This is a genomic window from Ruegeria sp. ABV4_181, from assembly GCF_056158465.1.
This window is the reverse complement of sequence record NZ_JBSWTI010000002.1, coordinates 1,322,496-1,340,545: the sequence shown is the minus strand read 5'-3', so window position 1 is coordinate 1,340,545 and position 18,050 is coordinate 1,322,496. Positions and strand designations below refer to the sequence as shown.

Sequence of the window (18,050 nt, the reverse complement as noted above, 5' to 3'; positions counted from 1 at the left end):
AAGATTCCATCCTGCGCCGGACACTTTCTGAACACTGGGGCGCATTGTGACCAAACTGAACCTGATCGCCGGAGAATGGCTGGCGGGCAAATCCGAAATCGAAAACCGCAACCCCTCGGACCTGAGCGATCTTGTCGGCGTATTTGCCCAGGCCAGCGCGGATCAGCTGGAGGCCACGCTGGATCAGGCGCGGGCGGCGCAGGCTGAGTGGGCTGCGTATCTGCCGGAACGCAAGCAGGCCGTTCTGATGAGCATCGGCAATGAACTGATGTCGCGCGCCGAAGAACTGGGCACCTTGCTGTCCCGCGAAGAAGGCAAACCGTTGGCCGAGGGCAGGGGTGAGGTCTATCGCGCAGGTCAGTTCTTTACCTACTACGCTGCCGAGTGCCTGCGTCAGATCGGCGAGAACGCCGACAGCGTGCGCCCCGGCGTCGAGATCGACGTTCGCCGCGAAGCCGTGGGCGTGGTGGCGATCATCAGCCCGTGGAACTTCCCGACCGCAACCGCGTCTTGGAAGATTGCTCCGGCGCTGTGCTATGGCAACGCGGTTGTTTGGAAGCCTGCGAACATTACACCGGCGTCCGCCGTAGCCCTGACCGAGATCATCAAACGTCAGGACATCCCCAAAGGGTTGTTCAGCCTTGTCATGGGTTCGGGCCGTTCGATCGGCCAGCGTCTGGTGGAAAGCCCCAAGGTCAATGCGATCTCATTCACCGGATCGGTTCCGGTGGGAAAGGGTATCGCTGCTGCGGCGATCCAGAACCTGACCAAGGTGCAGATGGAGATGGGATCCAAGAACGCGCTTGCCGTGATGGACGACGCCGATCTTGACCTTGCGGTGACGCTGGCGCTTGGCGGTGCTTTTGGCGGCACCGGGCAGAAATGTACCGCTTCGTCGCGGCTGGTGGTTCACGCAGGCATTCACGATGCCTTTGTCGAGAAGCTGGTCGCCGGCGCACAGGCGATGAAGGTCGGCCACGCGCTGGAGGACGGCACTCAGATGGGACCGGTCGTCAGCCAGCAGCAGTTGCAGGAAAACCTGGCCTATGTCGATCTGGGTAAATCCGAAGGCGCGGAACTGGCCTGCGGCGGTCAGCGGCTTGAGATGCCACATGAGGGCTTCTACATGTCCCCCGGCGTATTCCTGAACACCACCAACGACATGGCGATCAACCGCGAGGAGATGTTTGCGCCGCTGACATCCGTTATCAGGGTCAGCAGCTATGACGAGGCGCTGAGCGTGGTCAACGACACCAATTTCGGCCTGACCTCGGGCATCGTGACCCAATCGCTGGCCCGCGCCACCCATTTCCGCCGCAACGCGCGCACCGGGGTTGTCACGGTCAACCTGCCGACGGCGGGCACCGATTATCACGTGCCCTTCGGTGGCCGGGGCGACAGCTCTTACGGGCCGCGCGAACAGGGCAAGGCGGCGGCCGAGTTCTATACAACCGTCAAAACGGCTTATATCAGCGCGGGATCGCCGGTCTGATGCGGATCGACGGGCTGCAATACGCCAACTGGTCGGAAAAGATCTTCCGCCAACTGCGCGAGGGTGGCGTGGACGCAATCCACGTCACTATCTCGTACCATGAGAATTTCCGTGAAACGGTTCTGAATTTTGAAAAGTGGAACCGTTGGTTCGAGCAATATCCGGACCTGATCATGAAAGGCCGCTGGGCCAGTGACATTGACACCGCCCGCGAAACCGGGCGGACGGCGGTGTTCTTCGGGTTCCAGAACCCCTCGCCCATCGAGGACGATATCGGGCTGGTCGAAATCCTGCACGATCTGGGCGCGCGGTTCATGCAATTGACCTACAACAACCAGTCGCTGCTGGCCACCGGATGTTACGAGGCCGAAGACACCGGTATCACCCGCATGGGCAAACAGGTCATCAAAGAGATGAACCGCGTCGGCCTGGTTGTCGACATGAGCCATTCGGCGGATCGCTCGACCATCGAGGCGGCCGAATTGTCCGAGCGCCCCATCGCCATCACCCACGCCAATCCGCATGACTGGGCCCCTGCGCTGCGCAACAAGCGTGACGCGGTGATCCGTGCAGTCACGGAAAACGGTGGGATGCTGGGCTTTTCGGTCTACCCTCATCACCTGAAGGACAAATCCGCCTGCACGCTGGAGAGTTTCTGCGAAATGATCGCGCGCACTGCTGACAAATACGGGGCTCAGCATCTGGGGATCGGCACGGACCTGTGTCAGGACCAGCCCGACAGCGTGGTCGAATGGATGCGCGTGGGACGCTGGACTAAAGAGATCGACTATGGTGAAGGCTCGGCCTCTGCCCCCGGCTTTCCGCCAATGCCGGACTGGTTCCGCGACAATCGCGACTTTGGAAATATCGAGGCCGGGCTGCGAAAGGTCGGCATGAATGTCAGCGAAATCTCGGGCATCATGGGCGGTAACTGGTACCGTTTCTTTGCTGAAAACTTCGGGCCGCAATCCGCATGACCCAGGCCAGCCCTCATATCCCGCGACGCGATCCCGCGCAGGTGATGCGCCTGTCGCGGTTGGGGTCGCTGCATCAGTGCCGGCTCAGCTTCATGCGGCAACTGACCCGGCGCATGGCGCAGGAAGACTGGAGCTTCACCCGACCTGTCTTTGACATCGACGCAAATGGCGTGGGTCACGCAGTCTACACCGCACAAGGCCGCAAAAACGCCTATTCTCTTGTGGCCTTTGCCCATGACCTGCCGCCCGAGCAACGCTCGGACCGGGTTATCGCGGAAGCGTGGGACGCGACCTTTGCCCTGTTCGATGGTGTGCCGACGGCGCAGGACATTCAACGTCTGTCCGAAAACGTGCCCCTGCAAGAGGCCGGGCGCATCAGCGAAACCGAATTGTCCCTGTCGCGCGCGAACCGCTCGGTCCGTCTGTGGGCGCATGTGGTCGATCGTCTTGCGGCAGGACACCAGCCGGATCTGGAGCAGATTTACGAGGTCGGGTACCTGATGCGCACCACAGCCGTTTATGGCTCGGGCAAGTTCGGGGCGGCGGACCGTGAAACAACCTCGGATCGGCCCGAGCTGAGCGCCCCGTTTCAGACCGAGATGCTGTCGGTCTACCTGACCCGCGTTTTTGTCCGCGATCTGGTCCAGCATATGGCCCGCGCCAGAGGTGGCGAGCAAACGGCAGAGCTGGACCCTGCCATTGCACGCTGGCTGGGCATCGGCAACTCCACCGGTCTGGGCATGGCACCGTTCATCGTGAACCACCCGATTCTGTTCAACAACTGGATCATGGTCCGGGAAGAGGCGATTGCGCGCGTGCGATCCCTGCCTGCTGCGTCAGGCGATGAAGTCCGGCAATTTCGCGACATCTTTGAGCGCAGCAAACTGTCGATGTCGTGGTGGCGGTCTGAGCACCCGGTACAGGTTGCGAAACTGGCCGACCTGAACGCTGACCTTTCGGCGATCGCAGACTATGTGCGCCAGTCTGATCTGACACAGGGTCACCCATGGGATCGTCTGATCCGGTGGTCCGAAACGTCGCTGAGCCAGGAGGGGCAGGAACTTGTCGCCTCGCTGATCCTGGAGCCTTATGGCGATCTGGTCGACGGGCTGGCCAGTTGCATGTCCGACAGCAATGCGCAGGCGCAGGTCATTGACGGCGCCATGACCGTTGCCGTGGTCCGCGACCTGATCCGCAACAGCTTTGACTGGGCGCTGGATCTGAACTGGTCGGACGCAGCCAATTGTTCCCGCGCCTGGTACGTGTCCGAAGAGAAGCTGGAACCACGGCTGGGCGAACGGTTCGAAGAGCCGATTGCCGACTACGAACAGCCTCTGGCCCCCGCGCGGGATGCTGCATTCGCCTTTGCCGCGCTTGCAGACTGGCAAGGCGACACGCCGATTGCCGAGTTCCTGCTGCGCCACCCCGAACACCGCCACACCATCCGTCGGGCGCAGATCGGGCGCGTCGCCCCTTATGGCGAAATCCGCGACAACACGATCAGCGCCAGAGTCATGCCCATCGACATGCTGCGGGCGAAACTGTCCTTCTTCGGTGCCACCCATTTCGATCCGCGTTCAGACCGCTGGGTACGGATCTGCATGTATGCCGGCGCCCCCTATCCCGAAGAGCTGACGCCGGAAACGGCGGATCTGTGGGTCTACCCGGAGCCCGTGTCATGAGTTATTCGCTGAACGAGGTCGAGGCCACCGCCAAACGCGCCGCCCGCGGGGCCGGATATGACTGGGGACATGCCGAAGAGGCGGCAAAAGCCGCGCGCTGGCTCTGTGCGCAGGGGTTGGACGGTGTCGAAGCCCTGGCCTTGCTTCTGGAAACAGAACCGGCCCGTCAGCCCCTAAGTCCGGCACCTGCGGGACAGAGTCTGGACAGCACTGCCCGGCAGGCCCGTTGTCCGTTGATTGCCGGGGCCATCCTTTCAGACAACGCACGGCAGTTGGCAGGAACAGCCGTCACCTTGCAAGACGTTGCTGTTCCTGCCCTGCTGTTGCCTTTTGCGGCCAACGCAGCACGGCTGCTGAATACGCCGGTGACGGTCACGTGCGATGGAGTGGACGCAGTCACTGACTGGTATTCCGCCGCAGTGCCATCCGACATTCCGGATCATGCAATGAACGTGTGTGTGCAGCTTGGCGGCACCTTGTCCGAACCTGCAACGCGCCAATCCCGTTCAACACCAAACCCGGAGCGGTGGGCCGTTCTGAACCGGTTTGCGCATCGAACCTATGCCCCTGCCACCGAGGAATCCCGCCTGCGCGGGGCCGGGGCAGGCTTGTCCGACAACGATTGAAGAGATGAAAATGGTAGAGACCCGCACCCTGACCCTTGCTGAAATCGAAGACCTCGCCTTCCGCGCGCTGGTGGCCGCCGGCACGACCGAAGCCAACGCCCGCCCGCTGGCCGTCGCAACCGCCGCGACCGAAGCCGACGGGGTCGCCAGTCACGGTCTGGCCTATATCCCGATCTATTGCGAGCATGTTCAGTGCGGCAAAGTCGACGGTTCTGCCCAGCCTGTCCTGTCTCAGCCCCGGTCCGGAGTGGTGAATGTCGATGCGGCAACCGGCTTTGCGCATTCCGCCATCGACCTGGGTTTCGCGTCGCTGATCCCGGCGGCGCGGGAACAGGGCATCGCCGCGCTGGCTATCCGCAACAGCTATAATTGCGGCGTTCTTGGGTATCATACTTTCCGGCTGGCGCAGGCCGGGCTGGTCGGGCTTGGGTTCACCAACGCGCCCGCCTCGATCGCCCCGTCGGGTGGCGCAACCGCAGTTGTCGGCACCAACCCTTTCTCGGTGGCGGCACCGGGGTCGAATGGCCAGCCCGCTCTGCTGATCGACCAAAGCGCAAGCACAATTGCCAAAAGCGAAGTGATGAAACACGCCCGCGAGGGCAAGCCGATCCCTGTCGGCTGGGCGCTGGATGCGGATGGCAATCCGACCACCGATCCCAATGTCGGCCTGAAGGGTTCGATGGCCCCATCGGGTGGCTACAAGGGCGTCGGTGTCGCACTGCTGACCGAAATCATGGCCGCCGCGCTGACAGGTGCGACGCTCGGCCTGAATGCCTCGCCCTTTTCCGGCACGGTTGGCGGGCCACCGCGCACGGGTCAGTTCTTTATCGCAATCGACCCGTCCGCAACGGCTGGTGACGCATTTGCATCCGGCCTGACCGGGCTTGTGGACGCGATCCGATCGCAGCCCAATGCGCATCTGCCGGGCGACGGGCGCCGTTCAAAACGGGTAACGGCCGCGTCCGAGGGCGTTGCGGTCAATACCGCGACATTGGACAAGATCGCCACCATCCTGAGTTGACAGGACAAAAGAACACAAAGGCGGCCCGGCGCACTTGATCATCTGCGCAATCGCATAGATCCTGACGTGATTGCGCCCCCAGATCAATTGACCGGCATATGCATTTCGAAGTTCTTCAATCCATCAGCCTGAACGGCACAGCAGGCATGCCAAACGATGATCGTTCAGGCTGTCTGGGGGATCGCGCCTGGGTTATCGACGGGGCGACCGATCTGACCGAGCCCGGGCTGCTTGGACATCAGGGCGGGGCTGCGTGGCTGGCGACAACAGCCAACACCTGCTTTGGACGATCAAGTGCAGGGAGTATCAAGGCCACATGCGACGCCGTGTTCGGACAGATCGAGGCGCAGTTTGACGCGGACCGGACACGGGACGCCGTCGCGGAATGGGAAGTCCCCAAGGCGGCCTTTGCGGCCGTTCAGCTTGTCGCAGGCACGCTCGAAGTGGCCTGGACAGCGGATTGCCCGGTCCTGCATGCGGCGGGTGATGCGGTTCGCTGGTGTACCGACGCACCTGATTCAAGCGCTGAGTCCGCAGCGGCCCTTGCGCTGGGTATCGGGACAGGCGCGTCCCGGAAGATTGCCGGCAAGGCGCTGCAAGACCGGCGCACCCACCGTGCGAAGGCGGGCCATAGCACCCTGAGCCCCGACGCACGCGCGTCTGCGCAGGCGGCGCGCTATGCGTCCGTCCCGGTCACCACCGGAGACGAAATCCTGCTGATGAGCGACGGCTTTGCGAGTTTGGTCAGCGATTACCGTCAGTACTCAGCCCGCTCGCTGATGGGCGCCACTCGCGAGACGGGGCTGAATCACCTTACCCAAATCCTTCGTGAGATCGAACAAGACGATGCGGCCTGCGTGCGCTTTCCGAGGTTCAAGGTCAGCGACGACGCCACCGCACTGTGGCTGCGGATCAGTGGTTAACTGGATCGCAAGGGCGAATGTCTTTCCGGCTCTGATGGTCCGCGCAGCGCGCCTTATGCCTGCTCTCTAATCCTCTAATACAGCAATCAGCTCTTTGGCGAGGGGTAGCGAGGAATACCCAAGCTTTGACGGCGTCAAACCCAGCCGCACCACTACCATGTCATAAGACGGGAAAATCCCGATGGATTGCCCGTCATGCCCCTGCAGCCAGACCGCATCCTCAAAGGCCGGCATATCCCCGGGCGCTTCGATCCAGAGATGTCCTTTGCCATACGCCCCATCCGATGCCGCGACCGGCGCGAACATCCAATCCGTAAAGCCGGCGGGCAATATCTGTTGCCCATCCCAGACCCCGTTTTGCAGCAGCAACTGCCCGAACCGCGCCCAGTCCCGCGCCGTCGCATACATATAGCTTGAACCGACAAACGTATCGGCGGCATCGGTTTCCAGAACCGCCGAGCTCATCCCAAGTGGCTGGAAAAGCGCATCTTTTGGATAGCTCAGCGCATCGGCACCCACCCTGTCCTGCCAAACCCGCGACAGCATTGTGGATGTGCCCGAGGAATAGTTGAAATCCGCCCCGACACTGGTTTCCGCAGGAAGGGCCGCGGCGAAACCCGACATATCGTCATTGAGATAGAGCATTTTGGTGACGTCCGAAACGTTCCCGTAACCCTCGTTCCATTGCAGGCCGCTGGACATGGCAAGCATGTCCTTAACCGAGACGTCCTTGCGACTGTCCTGTCCCCAGCTGTCAAAGCTGTCCGTCAAATTGTCGTCCAGAGACATCTGACCCGACTGGATCAATGTGCCGATCAGGGCGGCGGTGACCGTTTTGGTCATCGACCAGCCCAGCAGAGGGGTGTTTGCGTCGAACCCTTCGGCATAGCTTTCCCCAACGATCCGCCCGTCTTTCACCACAACGACCGCACGATGCCCCGCACCCAGCAGGGTTTCGTCGGACAGGACGCTGGCGATATCCGGATGTTGAGACACTGCAACCTCATCGCCGTCCGGCCAAAGCCCGGTGGGTGACGAGGTTGGCGATGCAACCGTTTCATCACTCAGCGGAGCAGAGTGGAGGTTGGTGCATCCCAGCCCCTGACGGTACTGTGATCTGGCGGAGGCAAAGAACCGGAAGATGCGCGCCTCGACGGTTTGCGCATCCCGGTCCACCGTGATCGATATCTGTTTCAGCAATGGGTGGCCCGGCGCCTGAACGTCCTCGGCAAGTACCTCATCAGCATCCCGGTCCGCAATGAAGACATTCGAACAGACAATCTTTGCCGCATAGTTTGTTCCGACCCTCAGCAGGTCGGGCGGCGCAATCAGCAGATAGACCACCAGCGCGACGACCGCAGCGACAACTGCACCTGCGAGGAATTTCAGAGCTTTTCCAATCATTGCCAAAACGACCCGGTCGACCGGGCCCCATGCTGTTTTTCAATCCGATCCCAGTAAAGTGCCTCATTCCTCCGGCTGCCACAGTTCCGTTGCGTACACTGGAACAAACTGGCCCGCGACCGCGTGCGCCTCTGACTCCTTTCAGTGCTCTCAAAATACGCTGAAACCCGTTCGGGTTATGGTTTCAGCGGAACGACGAAGTAGCCTTTTGTTCCTATGTGCTTCGTTTTCGCTGCGCGTCTCTGATCAGTGCGGCGAGACGATAGAACCCATGCGCCATTTTCGTATAGGGCGTCAGCAGAAAGAGCGTCAGCACCGATCCGAGATGTATCGCCAACACAGAGGGCATCAATGCGGTGGACCCCACCGCGTAAAGCACAAGCCCGCTGAACCCGACAAATCCCAGCAGCAGAATAAAGGCTATGTCACCGCCCCATGCCGAAATATCGCCAAGGTCAGGATCGGACTTGCGCTTTAGCACAACCATCGCACCACAACCGACCGTCAACAGAACGCCGCCCGGAATGCCAAGCAGCTTCGGCAGCGACCAGAACTCGTAGGGAGCGTGCAGCCCAAAGACGTAATGCATGACCGTGGCGACGGAAGTTGAGGCAAAGCACAGCAGAAAGCCGTACATGATGGCGTGATGCGTGTGGCGGCGGGCCTGACTGAACCGGTCCTCATCTTCGAAATTGCATCCCTCGCCATGGCCGGCGGCAAGGTCCTGCATATTCCCGGCGCGTTTGAAAGCCGCCGACAGGTCGACCAGCCGGACAGGGCTGCCTGCAACCGCGCGCCAATAGCGCCGTAGGCTGATGGTGATGCTGACCACCGGAAACAGAAACGTCGAAGCAAAGATGGCCACCATCGCATTATGCGACAGCACGGCATAAAAGCCCTCTCCCCCCGCCGACCCGATTATGCGCATTGCCACGAACAGAGCGGCGAACCCAAGGACCAGCGCCAGCGCAATGGCCCCTCCGTGGGTGTGGAACCGGCGCGCCAAAGGTTGCGGCCAGGCAAAACTCTCCCAACTGTCGCGGCGAACCTCTGCCAGCGCTTTGGGCAGGTTCAGATCAAACTCATGCGGTGCGGTATACTGGCAGGCATAGTAACACCCCCGGCAGTTGTGGCAGAGGTTGGCCATCTGGGTGATGTCGCCATCCGAAAACGCACGCCCGGCATGCAGCGCCGGAAAGACCGAGCAAAACCCCTCGCAGTACCGGCAGGCGTTGCATATCTCGGCCTGACGCCGGGCTTCCTGTATCTGTTCAGTTTGCATGGGCGGCGGCCTCTCGTCCTGCAATGCGTCCGAAAACAGTTCCGATGGTCATGCCGAACCCGGCCAGATACCCCTGCCCCAGAATGGACCCGGCCATGGTCTCTCCGGCGGCCCACAGGTTTCTGATCTTGCCTTTGGGGGTCGAACACTGCGCGTTGTCGTCAACCTGCAGGCCCAGATAGGTAAAGGTCACGCCAGTTCGTAACGTGTAGCCATAGAAGGGCGGCTCGGATATCGGTCGCGCCCAGTTGGTTTTCGGCGGCGCAAGGCCCTTAGTCGCAACACCGTCCAACTCGGTCGGGTGAAACCCGCTGGTGTCGCCGCAGGCGGCGTTGAATGCGGCCACGGTCGCCTTCAGCTTGTCCTCCGGCAGGCCCATCAATCCGGCCAGTTCATCCAATGTGTCCGCTTTCAGTGGCGGGAACACGGATGGCATGAACAGGTTCAGCGACTTGGCATCAATGATCACATAGCCCACCTGTTCCGGCTGCGCCGCTACAAGCCGCCCCCAGATTGCGTATCGTTTCGGCCAGACGTCCTCGCCTTCGTCGTAAAACCGTTCGGCATTCCGGTTCACAACAATCGAAAAGGGAACACAGTCCAAACGAGTGACGATCCCGCCGTCGAATTTAGGCGCACGCCCGTCGACGGCCACGGCGTGACACTGTGTCGGGTCTCCGACGCTGTTCACGCCCTGATCCAGCAGATCGGCCAGAACAACACCGCGATTATAGGGCGTGCCCCGGATCAGAAAGTTTCGCGCCGCGGGACCCCATGCGCGGGTCAGCCAATCAGTGTCAGCCTGAAACCCGCCCGAGGCGACAATGACCGTCTTTGGCGTGATGCGATGGGATTGCCCTTTAAAGGTGTAATCGACCCATTCGACCTGATCGCCGACCAACTCAAGATGTGTGACCGCAGCTTCGTACAGGACTTTGACGCCAAGCCCCGTCGCCGTCCGGTAATAGGCGTTCACCAGGGATTTGCCGCCGCCCATGAAGAAGGCGTTCGTCCGCGACAGCGACAGGGTCCCCGACAGAGAGGGCTGAAAGCGCACGCCACGCTCCTCCATCCATGGCAGACATTCCTCGGACGCCCTGATCGCCATTCGCGCCAGATGCTGGTCGGTCTTACCTCCCGTGACCTTCAGCAAGTCGGACATGTATTCCTCTTCGCCATAGCTCTCGGTCAGCGGGCCCAGCGGCTCGGTATGCATACAGCGAAAATTGCGTGTGTGGCGCGAATTGCCTCCGCGGTACGGCTTGGGCGCGGCTTCAAGAATAAGAACGCTGGCGCCCGCTTCGGCCGCGGTCATGGCAGCACATAGCGCCGCGTTACCGCCGCCGATGATCGCGACATCATAGGTGTTGGGTTCGTTCGTCATTCCTGCCTTCCCTGTCAGGTCCGGTCAGAGGCGCGGTCGCGGTCCTGCAAGGCACGGATACGCATACGTTGCGCGGCCTGAATATGGGATCGCATTTCCGCCTCGGCCGCATCCCCGTCACGGGCCTTCAACGCGGCCATGATATGGCGGTGCTCGGCAACGGCCGCCTCTGCCCGGTCGCTGTCCAGCAATTGCGATGGCCCAAGGATCAGCAGGGCCTTTTGCAGAGTATGCATGGATTTCGCAAGAAAACGGTTCTTGGCCGCATCCAGCAGCGTGGCGTGGAACACGCGGTTGATCTGCGCCGCGTCAGGTCCGGTGCCAGCTTCGGCCAGACGGTCATTGAGAACCTCAAGCTCGTCCAGTTCGACATCCGAGGCCGCGCGGGCTGCAAGCCGCGCCGCGGTGCCTTCAAGCACGGCGCGCATCTCATAGAGTTCCATGACCTCGGCATAATCGAGACTGCGTACCGTCGCCCCCAGTCGCGGGACATGGGTGACGAGACCATCGGCCTCAAGCTGCCGGATCGCTTCGCGCACCGGCGTTCTGCTGACGCCCAGCCGCTCGGACAGTTCGATTTCCCGCAACCTGTCGCCCGGCAACAGGCTGCCGTCGCGGATCTCATCCAAAAGGCGATGATAGGCGGAATTGCCCTGGGGGCCGTGTTGTATCGGGTCGTCCTGAAGGCTCATAACACTCACGCTTGCAATTTGCGTCCATTTGTATACATTTGGATACACATCAAGTCAACAGCTCTGGAACCCGTATTTTGCCCGCGTCGAATTCACGGATGAAACCTCTGATGCAAAGGTCACTTACCTTTGGTCTTGCCGTGCTGGGCACCGCAGTCTTTTGGGCGTTGAACCTGCCGCTGCCTTTTCTGTTCGGTCCGATGTCAGCCTGTCTGCTTGCGGCCCTTGCGAAAGCTCCGCTCAAAGGGTTTGGTCAGGTCTCGGTTGCGGCCCGAACGATCCTTGGGGTCGCCGTCGGCGCCGCGATTACGCCGGTCCTGTTTTCCCAGCTTCCTAAGATGGCGGGGTCGGTCATGCTGATCCCGTTCTTCATCATCCTGATCGCGCTTGTCGGAGTGCCGTTTTTTCGCAAAGTGTGGGGGTTCGACGACAAGACCGCTTTTTACGCGGCCATGCCCGGCGGGTTGCAGGACATGATTGTCTTCGGCACCGAGGCCGGTGCCGACCCGCGCACCTTGTCTTTGGTGCACGGAACACGCGTTCTGATAATCGTAACGCTGGCCCCCATATTTCTGACGGTGCTTTATGACGCCCAGTTGACCAATCCCATTGGACAACCCGCCGCCGATCTTCCCGTTCACGAGCTATTACTGATGGCCATAGCCGCCCTTGTCGGCTGGAAAGGCGGTGAGAGACTTGGCCTCTTCGGAGCGTCAATTCTGGGCCCGCTGATCCTGACGGCGGCACTTTCGTTGGGGGATATCATCCATTCCCGCCCGCCCCGCGAGGCCATTCTTGCGGCGCAGTTCTTCATCGGTTGCGGGATCGGCGTGCAATTCGTCGGTGTGACCTGGAGCGAACTTCGTCGCGTCGTTGCCGCCGGGGTCACTTATGTAGTTATCCTCGCCATTCTCGCGGCAGGCTTCACCGCCATTGTCACAACTCTTGGCCTGGGCCACCCGGTCGAGGCTTTTCTGGCCTTTGCCCCGGGCGGACAGGCGGAAATGACTGTTCTGGCGATCGTTTCGGGCGCCGATCTGGGCTTTGTGATCACCCACCACCTGACCCGGATCGTTCTGGTGATCATCGGCGCTCCGATCGCCGCCGGTCTTATTGCGCGCTGGTCCAAACGCCGGGATTGATCATGTGGAACGGTGCGCCGTCCGCATAGGCGTTCACCTGATCGAAAATGTCCGCGAACTGCAGATCGAACTCGTCCTCGGTGACGAAACCGATATGGGGGGTTGCGATCAGGTTGGGATGCGAAAGCAGCGGGTCCGCGACGTCGGTCAGCGGTTCGGTATCGAATACGTCGATCGCGGCCTTTCCGGGCCGGCCGTTATTGAGCCCTTCCAACAAGGCGCCCGGCGCAATAAGCCCCGCCCGTGATGTATTCACGAACACCGAGCCCGGCTGCATCACCGCGAAGTCGTCTGCGGTTATGATGCCCAGGGTGTCCGGTTTGAGACGAACGTGAACCGACACCACATCACTGCCGGCAAAGAACGCCTCGCGGCTGGTCGCGACAGTGGCCCCGTCGGCCCGCGCCCGCGCGCGCCCCTCTTCCGAGGACCACCAGACAACGTTCATTCCGAAGGCGTCGGCATAGCCGGCGACGGCACGGGCGATACGCCCGTACCCGTACAGCCCCAGCCTGCGCCCGCGCAGGGTTTTGCCCACACCTGCCTGCCAGCGCCCGGCCTTTACCGACGCCATCTGGGCGGGCAAGTCCCGCATTCCGGTCATGATCAACGCCCAGGTCAGTTCGGCAGCGGCGTAAGAAGGCGTGCCGCCATGCATATTCGAGCACAACAAAACGCCGTGGTCGGAACATGCCTGCACATCGACATGCGGGTATACGCTGCGCTGGCTGATCAATCGAAGGCGCGGCAACCGGTCCAGCAACTCTCGGGTGATCTTCGTACGCTCGCGAAACAGGACCAGCACTTCGGCATCCTGCAACCGCGCGGCAAGCGTATCGGTATCCTCGACATGATCTGTCCAGACCGTCACGTCATGGGCGGCCAGTTTTGCAAAGCAAGGCAAACCGCGCAGCGTGTCAAACCAGTCGTCCAGTATGTGAACGTTCATCGGCTTTCAATACCCAACCCGGTTTCCAGCTTTCGTGGCGTCGGTACAAAATGCGGAGCGTCGAGAGCGGCCAGCGCATTTCGGATTCGCTCGCTTTGGTCCAGCAGATGATTGAATTGCTCGTCGCAACCCGCAATTGGCGTCGGGTAATCCGCCATGTCCCGCCGGAGCGCTGCCTGTGCAAGCCTGAGTTCCTGCCGCGCGATATCGAGGCATTCAGTATAGTCGGACATTTTCACACCTCACAAATTGTATACTACAGTATACCATTTGCTCATCACGCGATCAATGCCCCTGCCACACGTCCTGCGGCACGTAGATGTGACCATCGGCCAGCTTGCGCGCGGTGCGCACCAGACCAGCCGAGTTCAGCGCAAAACCATCCCTGGTCGAGAAATCGACCAGAACGTCGATCTTGCCTGATGCATGCTCCAAGACCACCTCGGCAGGCCCGGTCTCGGCACGCTTTAGCAACCCGTCCGCGACGGTGCCAGGCGTCAACGCGCAAGAGGCCATACATTGCGCTCCGGTGACAGCCATCGTCGGGTGGGTCTTCCAGGGCATGAAATACCGGACAGCTACGGTTCCGCCCTCCCTTGCTGCCGCCAGAAGCCCGAATTTCGGGGTTACGGACTGGGTGACATCGCCCATCCCCATCAATTGACCAGCCTCGATCCGAACGGCCTCCATCCGGTCAAAAAAGGCGCGGTTGGCGTCCAGTTCCTCGGCGCTTTCATAACCTGTCAGGCCAAAGTCCGCAGCGCGGGCGATGGCCATGGGCATTGCGACGTCCATGCAGGTCAATTCGATCCCCTGTACCGAATCGCGCAGATTGCCGGTGGGCAGGAACGCACCCGTGGACGATCCGACAACACCCATGAAACTCAGTTGAACCGGCGCTGCGTGGCCCGGCACACCGGCGATTTCCGTCCCGCCCTCATAAGTCAGTTGACCGCCGGGTGTCTGCACCCTGGCAACCACCTGCGCCCCTGTGTTGACGGCACGAATGCGGATCTCGGTCTCGTCACCCTCTGGCTTGATCAAGCCCATTTCAATTGCCGCCGGGCCAACGCCGGAGAGGATATTCCCACAGGTGGGTTTAAAATCGACCAGCTTTTCTTCCACCGAGACTTGCGCAAAGAAATAGTCGATATCCGCCCATCCATCCTTGCTGGCCGACAGCATCGCAACCTTGGTGGTAACCGCAGCGCCGCCTCCGATTCCGTCAATGTTAAGCGGATGCCCGGCCCCGACCGCAGCAATCAGGACCTGGGCCAGCGTGTCCAGGTCATCCGGCAGATCGGATCTGCGGAAATAGGGCCCCCGCGAGGTGCCGCCGCGCATGAAGATATAGGGGATTGCGGTTTGGGTCATCCTGCGCCCTCCTCGACGTGTTTCGTGAGAACTTCGGTGAATTCACGCGTGCCAAGCGCCCCCTGAAGATCGCGTGTCCGCGTTTCAGGCAAAGCCAGAACAGCCCCAACAGAGGCGCGGATCAGGTCAGCGGCGGCGCCCTCACCAAGATGCCGCAGCAGCATTTCCACCGACAAAACAAGCGAGATGGGATTCGCCATGTCCTTGCCCGCAATGTCCGGGGCCGAACCGTGCTGGGCCTGCGCGACCGCATGGCGCGAGCCGAAATTGAGAGATCCGGCCAGCCCCAACCCCCCGGCCAGTTCCGACGCAAGGTCGCTGAGGATGTCGCCGAACATGTTGGTGGTGATCAGCACATCAAACCGCGACGGGTCCCTGACCAAGTGAGCTGCCGCCGCATCCACCAGCATCTCGTCATAGGTGACAAAGGGGTATTCCTTTGCAACCGCCCGGGTGCAATCCAGAAATAGCCCGTCCGTCATACGCATAACATTTGCCTTGTGAATGACGGTCACATGTCTGGCGGGGCGGGCGGTGGCCAGTTCAAATCCCGCGCGCGCGATGTCAAGGCTGGCGGCGCGGGTGACTTTGCGAAATGCCAGCGCAACGTCCGGCTCAGGCATGAACTCCCCACCACCCGCAAACATGTTGCGATCGGCATAGAACCCTTCAAGGTTTTCGCGCATCACGACGAGATCGAAGGCTTTGCGAGACGGCGCATCCAACCCCGGCCATGTTCTGGCCGGGCGGTGATTGGCAAACAAGTCCAGTTCCTTGCGCAAAACCCCCGACGGGTTGCGCCCGCCCTGCTCTGCCGGAGGGTATGCGTTGTGCGAGACCGGGCCGAGGATCACACCATCGGCCGCCTTCGCGGCGTCGATCACGGATAGCGGGATGGTTGACCCATCCGCCGCCAGCGCCGCAAAGCCGATATCCCGGCGCAGGATCCGAATGTCCCGTGTCAGCGCCGGTCTGGCGGCCTGCAAGACCGCCAGCGTTGCAGCCATAATCTCTGGTCCGATGCCGTCGCCTTCGAGGCAGAGCAGCTTCAGGGGGCTGTTCATTTCAATGGCCAGGGCAGATCGACCATGTCCTGCAACAGGCCGGGCGGAAAGTCTCGGTTCAGGGCACCCGCCATGAGGCACATGAAACCGATACCGCAGGCGGTCAGAAGCAGTGTCATCTGCCAGCTCGACCCCGCACGAACGCGGAAGAAGGTGATCAGAAACCCGATCAGCGCAAGGATGAACCCAACAAACCAGGTGGTCGCAATCAGCGCTGCAAACCATGCCAGTGTCGACCAGAGGCCATGCGGCGCGCTGGCGTCCTCTCCGGCAACTTCCTTATCCGCGAAGATCGCGTCACCCTCGGACCGCCGCATCATCTGGAACAGAAGGATCACGCAACAGAACAGCGAGACGCCACCGATCACCAGCGGGATGATCTTGTCGGTCATGTTGTAGTCGGGGATCATATTGGCATTGACCAGAGCGACGATCAGATAGGCCATGATGACCAGCAGGAAGACCAGGGGCGCCCGCTTGGTTCCTGCCTGCACGTCCCCTTCGGCCATGATCATCCTGGCCTGACGAATACCCAGAATGACCGATACGATCGTGACCACGATCAGCACGATCACGATGGGGCTGAAGACATACTCCATGCCCTCGCCAAAGCTCTTGCGGAACCGGAAGGAGGCGATCTGGAACGCCTGGTTGGTGAACTTCTCGACCGGGTTGGACAGCACGAAACCAATCAGAAAGGCCGGGCGCGACCAGTCGAACCGGCGCAGGAAGATGCCGATCAGACCGATGGCGAACAAGGCCAGCAGGTCTTCGAAATTCTGACCCGACTGGAACGCCGCAAAGCTGATCAGCATGAACAGGAACGGCGCAAGATAAGTGAAGCGGATTGTCGTAAGCTTGGCAATACCGCCCGACGCCGCGATACACAGGATGGTGCCCGCCACATTGGCCAGCGCCAGCAGCCACACGATCGAATAGGTGATGTCGAGGTTGTCCTGGAGCATGCTCGGACCCACCTCGATATCCCCCGATCCCAGCAATGCGACCGCACCGATGAAGATTGCCATCGACCCTGACCCGGGGATGCCGAAGAGCAGGGTCGGCACAAGCCCACCGCCTTCCTTCGCATTGTTCGAACTTTCCGGGCCGATGACGCCGCGCACTTCGCCGCTGCCGAACTTGCTTTTGTCCTTGGTCGACTGGACGGTGTGGCCATAGGCGATCCAGTCCACGACCGAGCCGCCCAGACCGGGAATAACACCGACAACAACGCCGATGATCGAGCACCGGACCGACAGCCAGATATTGGCGAACCAATCCCGAACACCATCCATCCACCCGGCCCCCAGCGAGGCCCCTTTGGCGATGGACCGGTCCTGCCGCAGCAGCGAGACGATCTCGGGCACCGCAAAGATGCCCAGACCGACGATAACCAGCTTCAGGCCATCCGTCAGATAGGGAATGTCATAGGTGGCCATGCGCAACGACCCGCCCGCATCCGCCTCGCCAATGGTGCCGACCATCAGGCCAAGGCCAGCGGCGGCCACGCCCTTCAACGGGATGCGCCCGGCCAGAATGGCGACCATGGACAGGCCAAGGATGGTGATCATCAGCATTTCGGGCAGACCGAAGGCCAGAACGATGGGCCGGGCGACCAGAATGAACATTGTCAGGAAGGTCGCGCCAACCAGACCGCCGAACAGGGATGAGGCAAAAGCGGCGGACAATGCCCGCGCCGCCTCGCCATTCTTGGCCATCGGAAAACCGTCCAGCACAGTCGCCTGCGAGGCCGAACTTCCGGGGATGCCCATGAGGACCGACGCGAACGTATCGGAAGTTGGAACAACAGCGACCATCCCGATCATAAGGGCCAGACCCAGGATCGGGTCCATCCCGAACATGAAAGGCAGCAACAGCGACAGCCCGGCGATACCGCCCAGCCCGGGAAAGACACCGACGGCCAGCCCCATGACAACGCCAAGGACAAGGTAGCCCAGAACGACAGGTTGCAGGATCAGACTCCACGCATCACCAAGCGCGGGAAGAGCGGTGGCGAAAACCTCCATAGCGGCCGCCT

The 18,050-nt window shown here is 61.3% G+C and carries 16 protein-coding genes; 7 read left to right on the top strand and 9 right to left on the bottom strand.

The annotated features are described in order from the left end of the window. Positions 1 to 46: 46 nt before the first annotated feature. From ACXAC3_RS06705 to ACXAC3_RS06680, 6 genes are all read left to right on the top strand, one after another. Positions 47 to 1,492, top strand: coding sequence for an aldehyde dehydrogenase family protein (locus ACXAC3_RS06705; RefSeq protein ID WP_475158053.1), 1,446 nt, complete (start codon positions 47 to 49; stop codon positions 1,490 to 1,492). Continuing rightward, positions 1,492 to 2,469, top strand: coding sequence for a membrane dipeptidase (locus ACXAC3_RS06700; protein WP_475158052.1), 978 nt, complete (start codon positions 1,492 to 1,494; stop codon positions 2,467 to 2,469). Before ACXAC3_RS06705 ends, ACXAC3_RS06700 begins: the two co-directional genes overlap by 1 nt. Continuing rightward, the gene (locus ACXAC3_RS06695; RefSeq protein ID WP_475158051.1) at positions 2,466 to 4,151 is read left to right on the top strand and encodes a hypothetical protein; all 1,686 of its coding nucleotides are present in this window, start codon (positions 2,466 to 2,468) and stop codon (positions 4,149 to 4,151) included. The genes ACXAC3_RS06700 and ACXAC3_RS06695 overlap by 4 nt, the downstream gene beginning before the upstream one ends. Then, on the top strand, positions 4,148 to 4,777 hold the full coding sequence (locus tag ACXAC3_RS06690; RefSeq protein ID WP_475158050.1) for a DUF3726 domain-containing protein: 630 nt from the start codon (positions 4,148 to 4,150) through the stop codon (positions 4,775 to 4,777). Before ACXAC3_RS06695 ends, ACXAC3_RS06690 begins: the two co-directional genes overlap by 4 nt. A 10-nt stretch (positions 4,778 to 4,787) precedes the next feature. Then, positions 4,788 to 5,798: an Ldh family oxidoreductase gene (locus ACXAC3_RS06685; RefSeq protein ID WP_475158048.1), complete on the top strand. Its 1,011-nt coding sequence runs from the start codon at positions 4,788 to 4,790 to the stop codon at positions 5,796 to 5,798. Between the two features lie 98 nt (positions 5,799 to 5,896). Continuing rightward, positions 5,897 to 6,721 (top strand): hypothetical protein, encoded by an 825-nt coding sequence (locus tag ACXAC3_RS06680; protein WP_475158047.1) that lies wholly within the window; start codon positions 5,897 to 5,899, stop codon positions 6,719 to 6,721. Positions 6,722 to 6,787: 66 nt separating this feature from the next. On the opposite strand, the gene ACXAC3_RS06675 is transcribed toward ACXAC3_RS06680, so the two are convergent. The 4 genes from ACXAC3_RS06675 to ACXAC3_RS06660 form a co-directional block, all read right to left on the bottom strand. Continuing rightward, complete coding sequence (locus tag ACXAC3_RS06675) at positions 6,788 to 8,125, bottom strand: serine hydrolase domain-containing protein (protein ID WP_475158046.1); 1,338 nt, start codon at positions 8,123 to 8,125, stop codon at positions 6,788 to 6,790. Between the two features lie 214 nt (positions 8,126 to 8,339). Next, positions 8,340 to 9,407, bottom strand: coding sequence for a tricarballylate utilization 4Fe-4S protein TcuB (gene tcuB, locus ACXAC3_RS06670; RefSeq protein WP_475158045.1), 1,068 nt, complete (start codon positions 9,405 to 9,407; stop codon positions 8,340 to 8,342). Continuing rightward, complete coding sequence (gene tcuA, locus ACXAC3_RS06665) at positions 9,397 to 10,791, bottom strand: FAD-dependent tricarballylate dehydrogenase TcuA (protein ID WP_475158044.1); 1,395 nt, start codon at positions 10,789 to 10,791, stop codon at positions 9,397 to 9,399. The genes tcuB and tcuA overlap by 11 nt, the downstream gene beginning before the upstream one ends. A 14-nt stretch (positions 10,792 to 10,805) precedes the next feature. Continuing rightward, positions 10,806 to 11,483, bottom strand: coding sequence for a GntR family transcriptional regulator (locus ACXAC3_RS06660; RefSeq protein ID WP_475158043.1), 678 nt, complete (start codon positions 11,481 to 11,483; stop codon positions 10,806 to 10,808). A gap of 110 nt (positions 11,484 to 11,593) precedes the next feature. Here ACXAC3_RS06660 and ACXAC3_RS06655 point away from each other — a divergent pair, with 110 nt between their 5' ends. After that, positions 11,594 to 12,625, top strand: a complete 1,032-nt coding sequence (locus ACXAC3_RS06655; RefSeq protein ID WP_475158042.1) for an AbrB family transcriptional regulator — start codon at positions 11,594 to 11,596, stop codon at positions 12,623 to 12,625. Here the strand turns inward: ACXAC3_RS06655 and ACXAC3_RS06650 are convergent. From ACXAC3_RS06650 to ACXAC3_RS06630, 5 genes are read right to left on the bottom strand one after another with little or no spacing between them, the layout of a single operon-like run. Further along, entirely contained in the window at positions 12,594 to 13,574 is a 981-nt protein-coding gene (locus tag ACXAC3_RS06650) for a D-2-hydroxyacid dehydrogenase family protein (RefSeq protein ID WP_475158041.1), read from the bottom strand. The two genes, ACXAC3_RS06655 and ACXAC3_RS06650, sit on opposite strands and share 32 nt — an antisense overlap. Next, entirely contained in the window at positions 13,571 to 13,807 is a 237-nt protein-coding gene (locus tag ACXAC3_RS06645) for a hypothetical protein (RefSeq protein WP_475158040.1), read from the bottom strand. Before ACXAC3_RS06645 ends, ACXAC3_RS06650 begins: the two co-directional genes overlap by 4 nt. 52 nt (positions 13,808 to 13,859) lie before the next feature. Beyond that, complete coding sequence (locus ACXAC3_RS06640) at positions 13,860 to 14,948, bottom strand: 4-oxalomesaconate tautomerase (RefSeq protein WP_475158038.1); 1,089 nt, start codon at positions 14,946 to 14,948, stop codon at positions 13,860 to 13,862. Then, entirely contained in the window at positions 14,945 to 16,012 is a 1,068-nt protein-coding gene (locus ACXAC3_RS06635; RefSeq protein WP_475158037.1) for an isocitrate/isopropylmalate dehydrogenase family protein, read from the bottom strand. Before ACXAC3_RS06635 ends, ACXAC3_RS06640 begins: the two co-directional genes overlap by 4 nt. After that, complete coding sequence (locus tag ACXAC3_RS06630; protein ID WP_475158036.1) at positions 16,009 to 18,039, bottom strand: tripartite tricarboxylate transporter permease; 2,031 nt, start codon at positions 18,037 to 18,039, stop codon at positions 16,009 to 16,011. The genes ACXAC3_RS06635 and ACXAC3_RS06630 overlap by 4 nt, the downstream gene beginning before the upstream one ends. Positions 18,040 to 18,050: the final 11 nt, after the last annotated feature.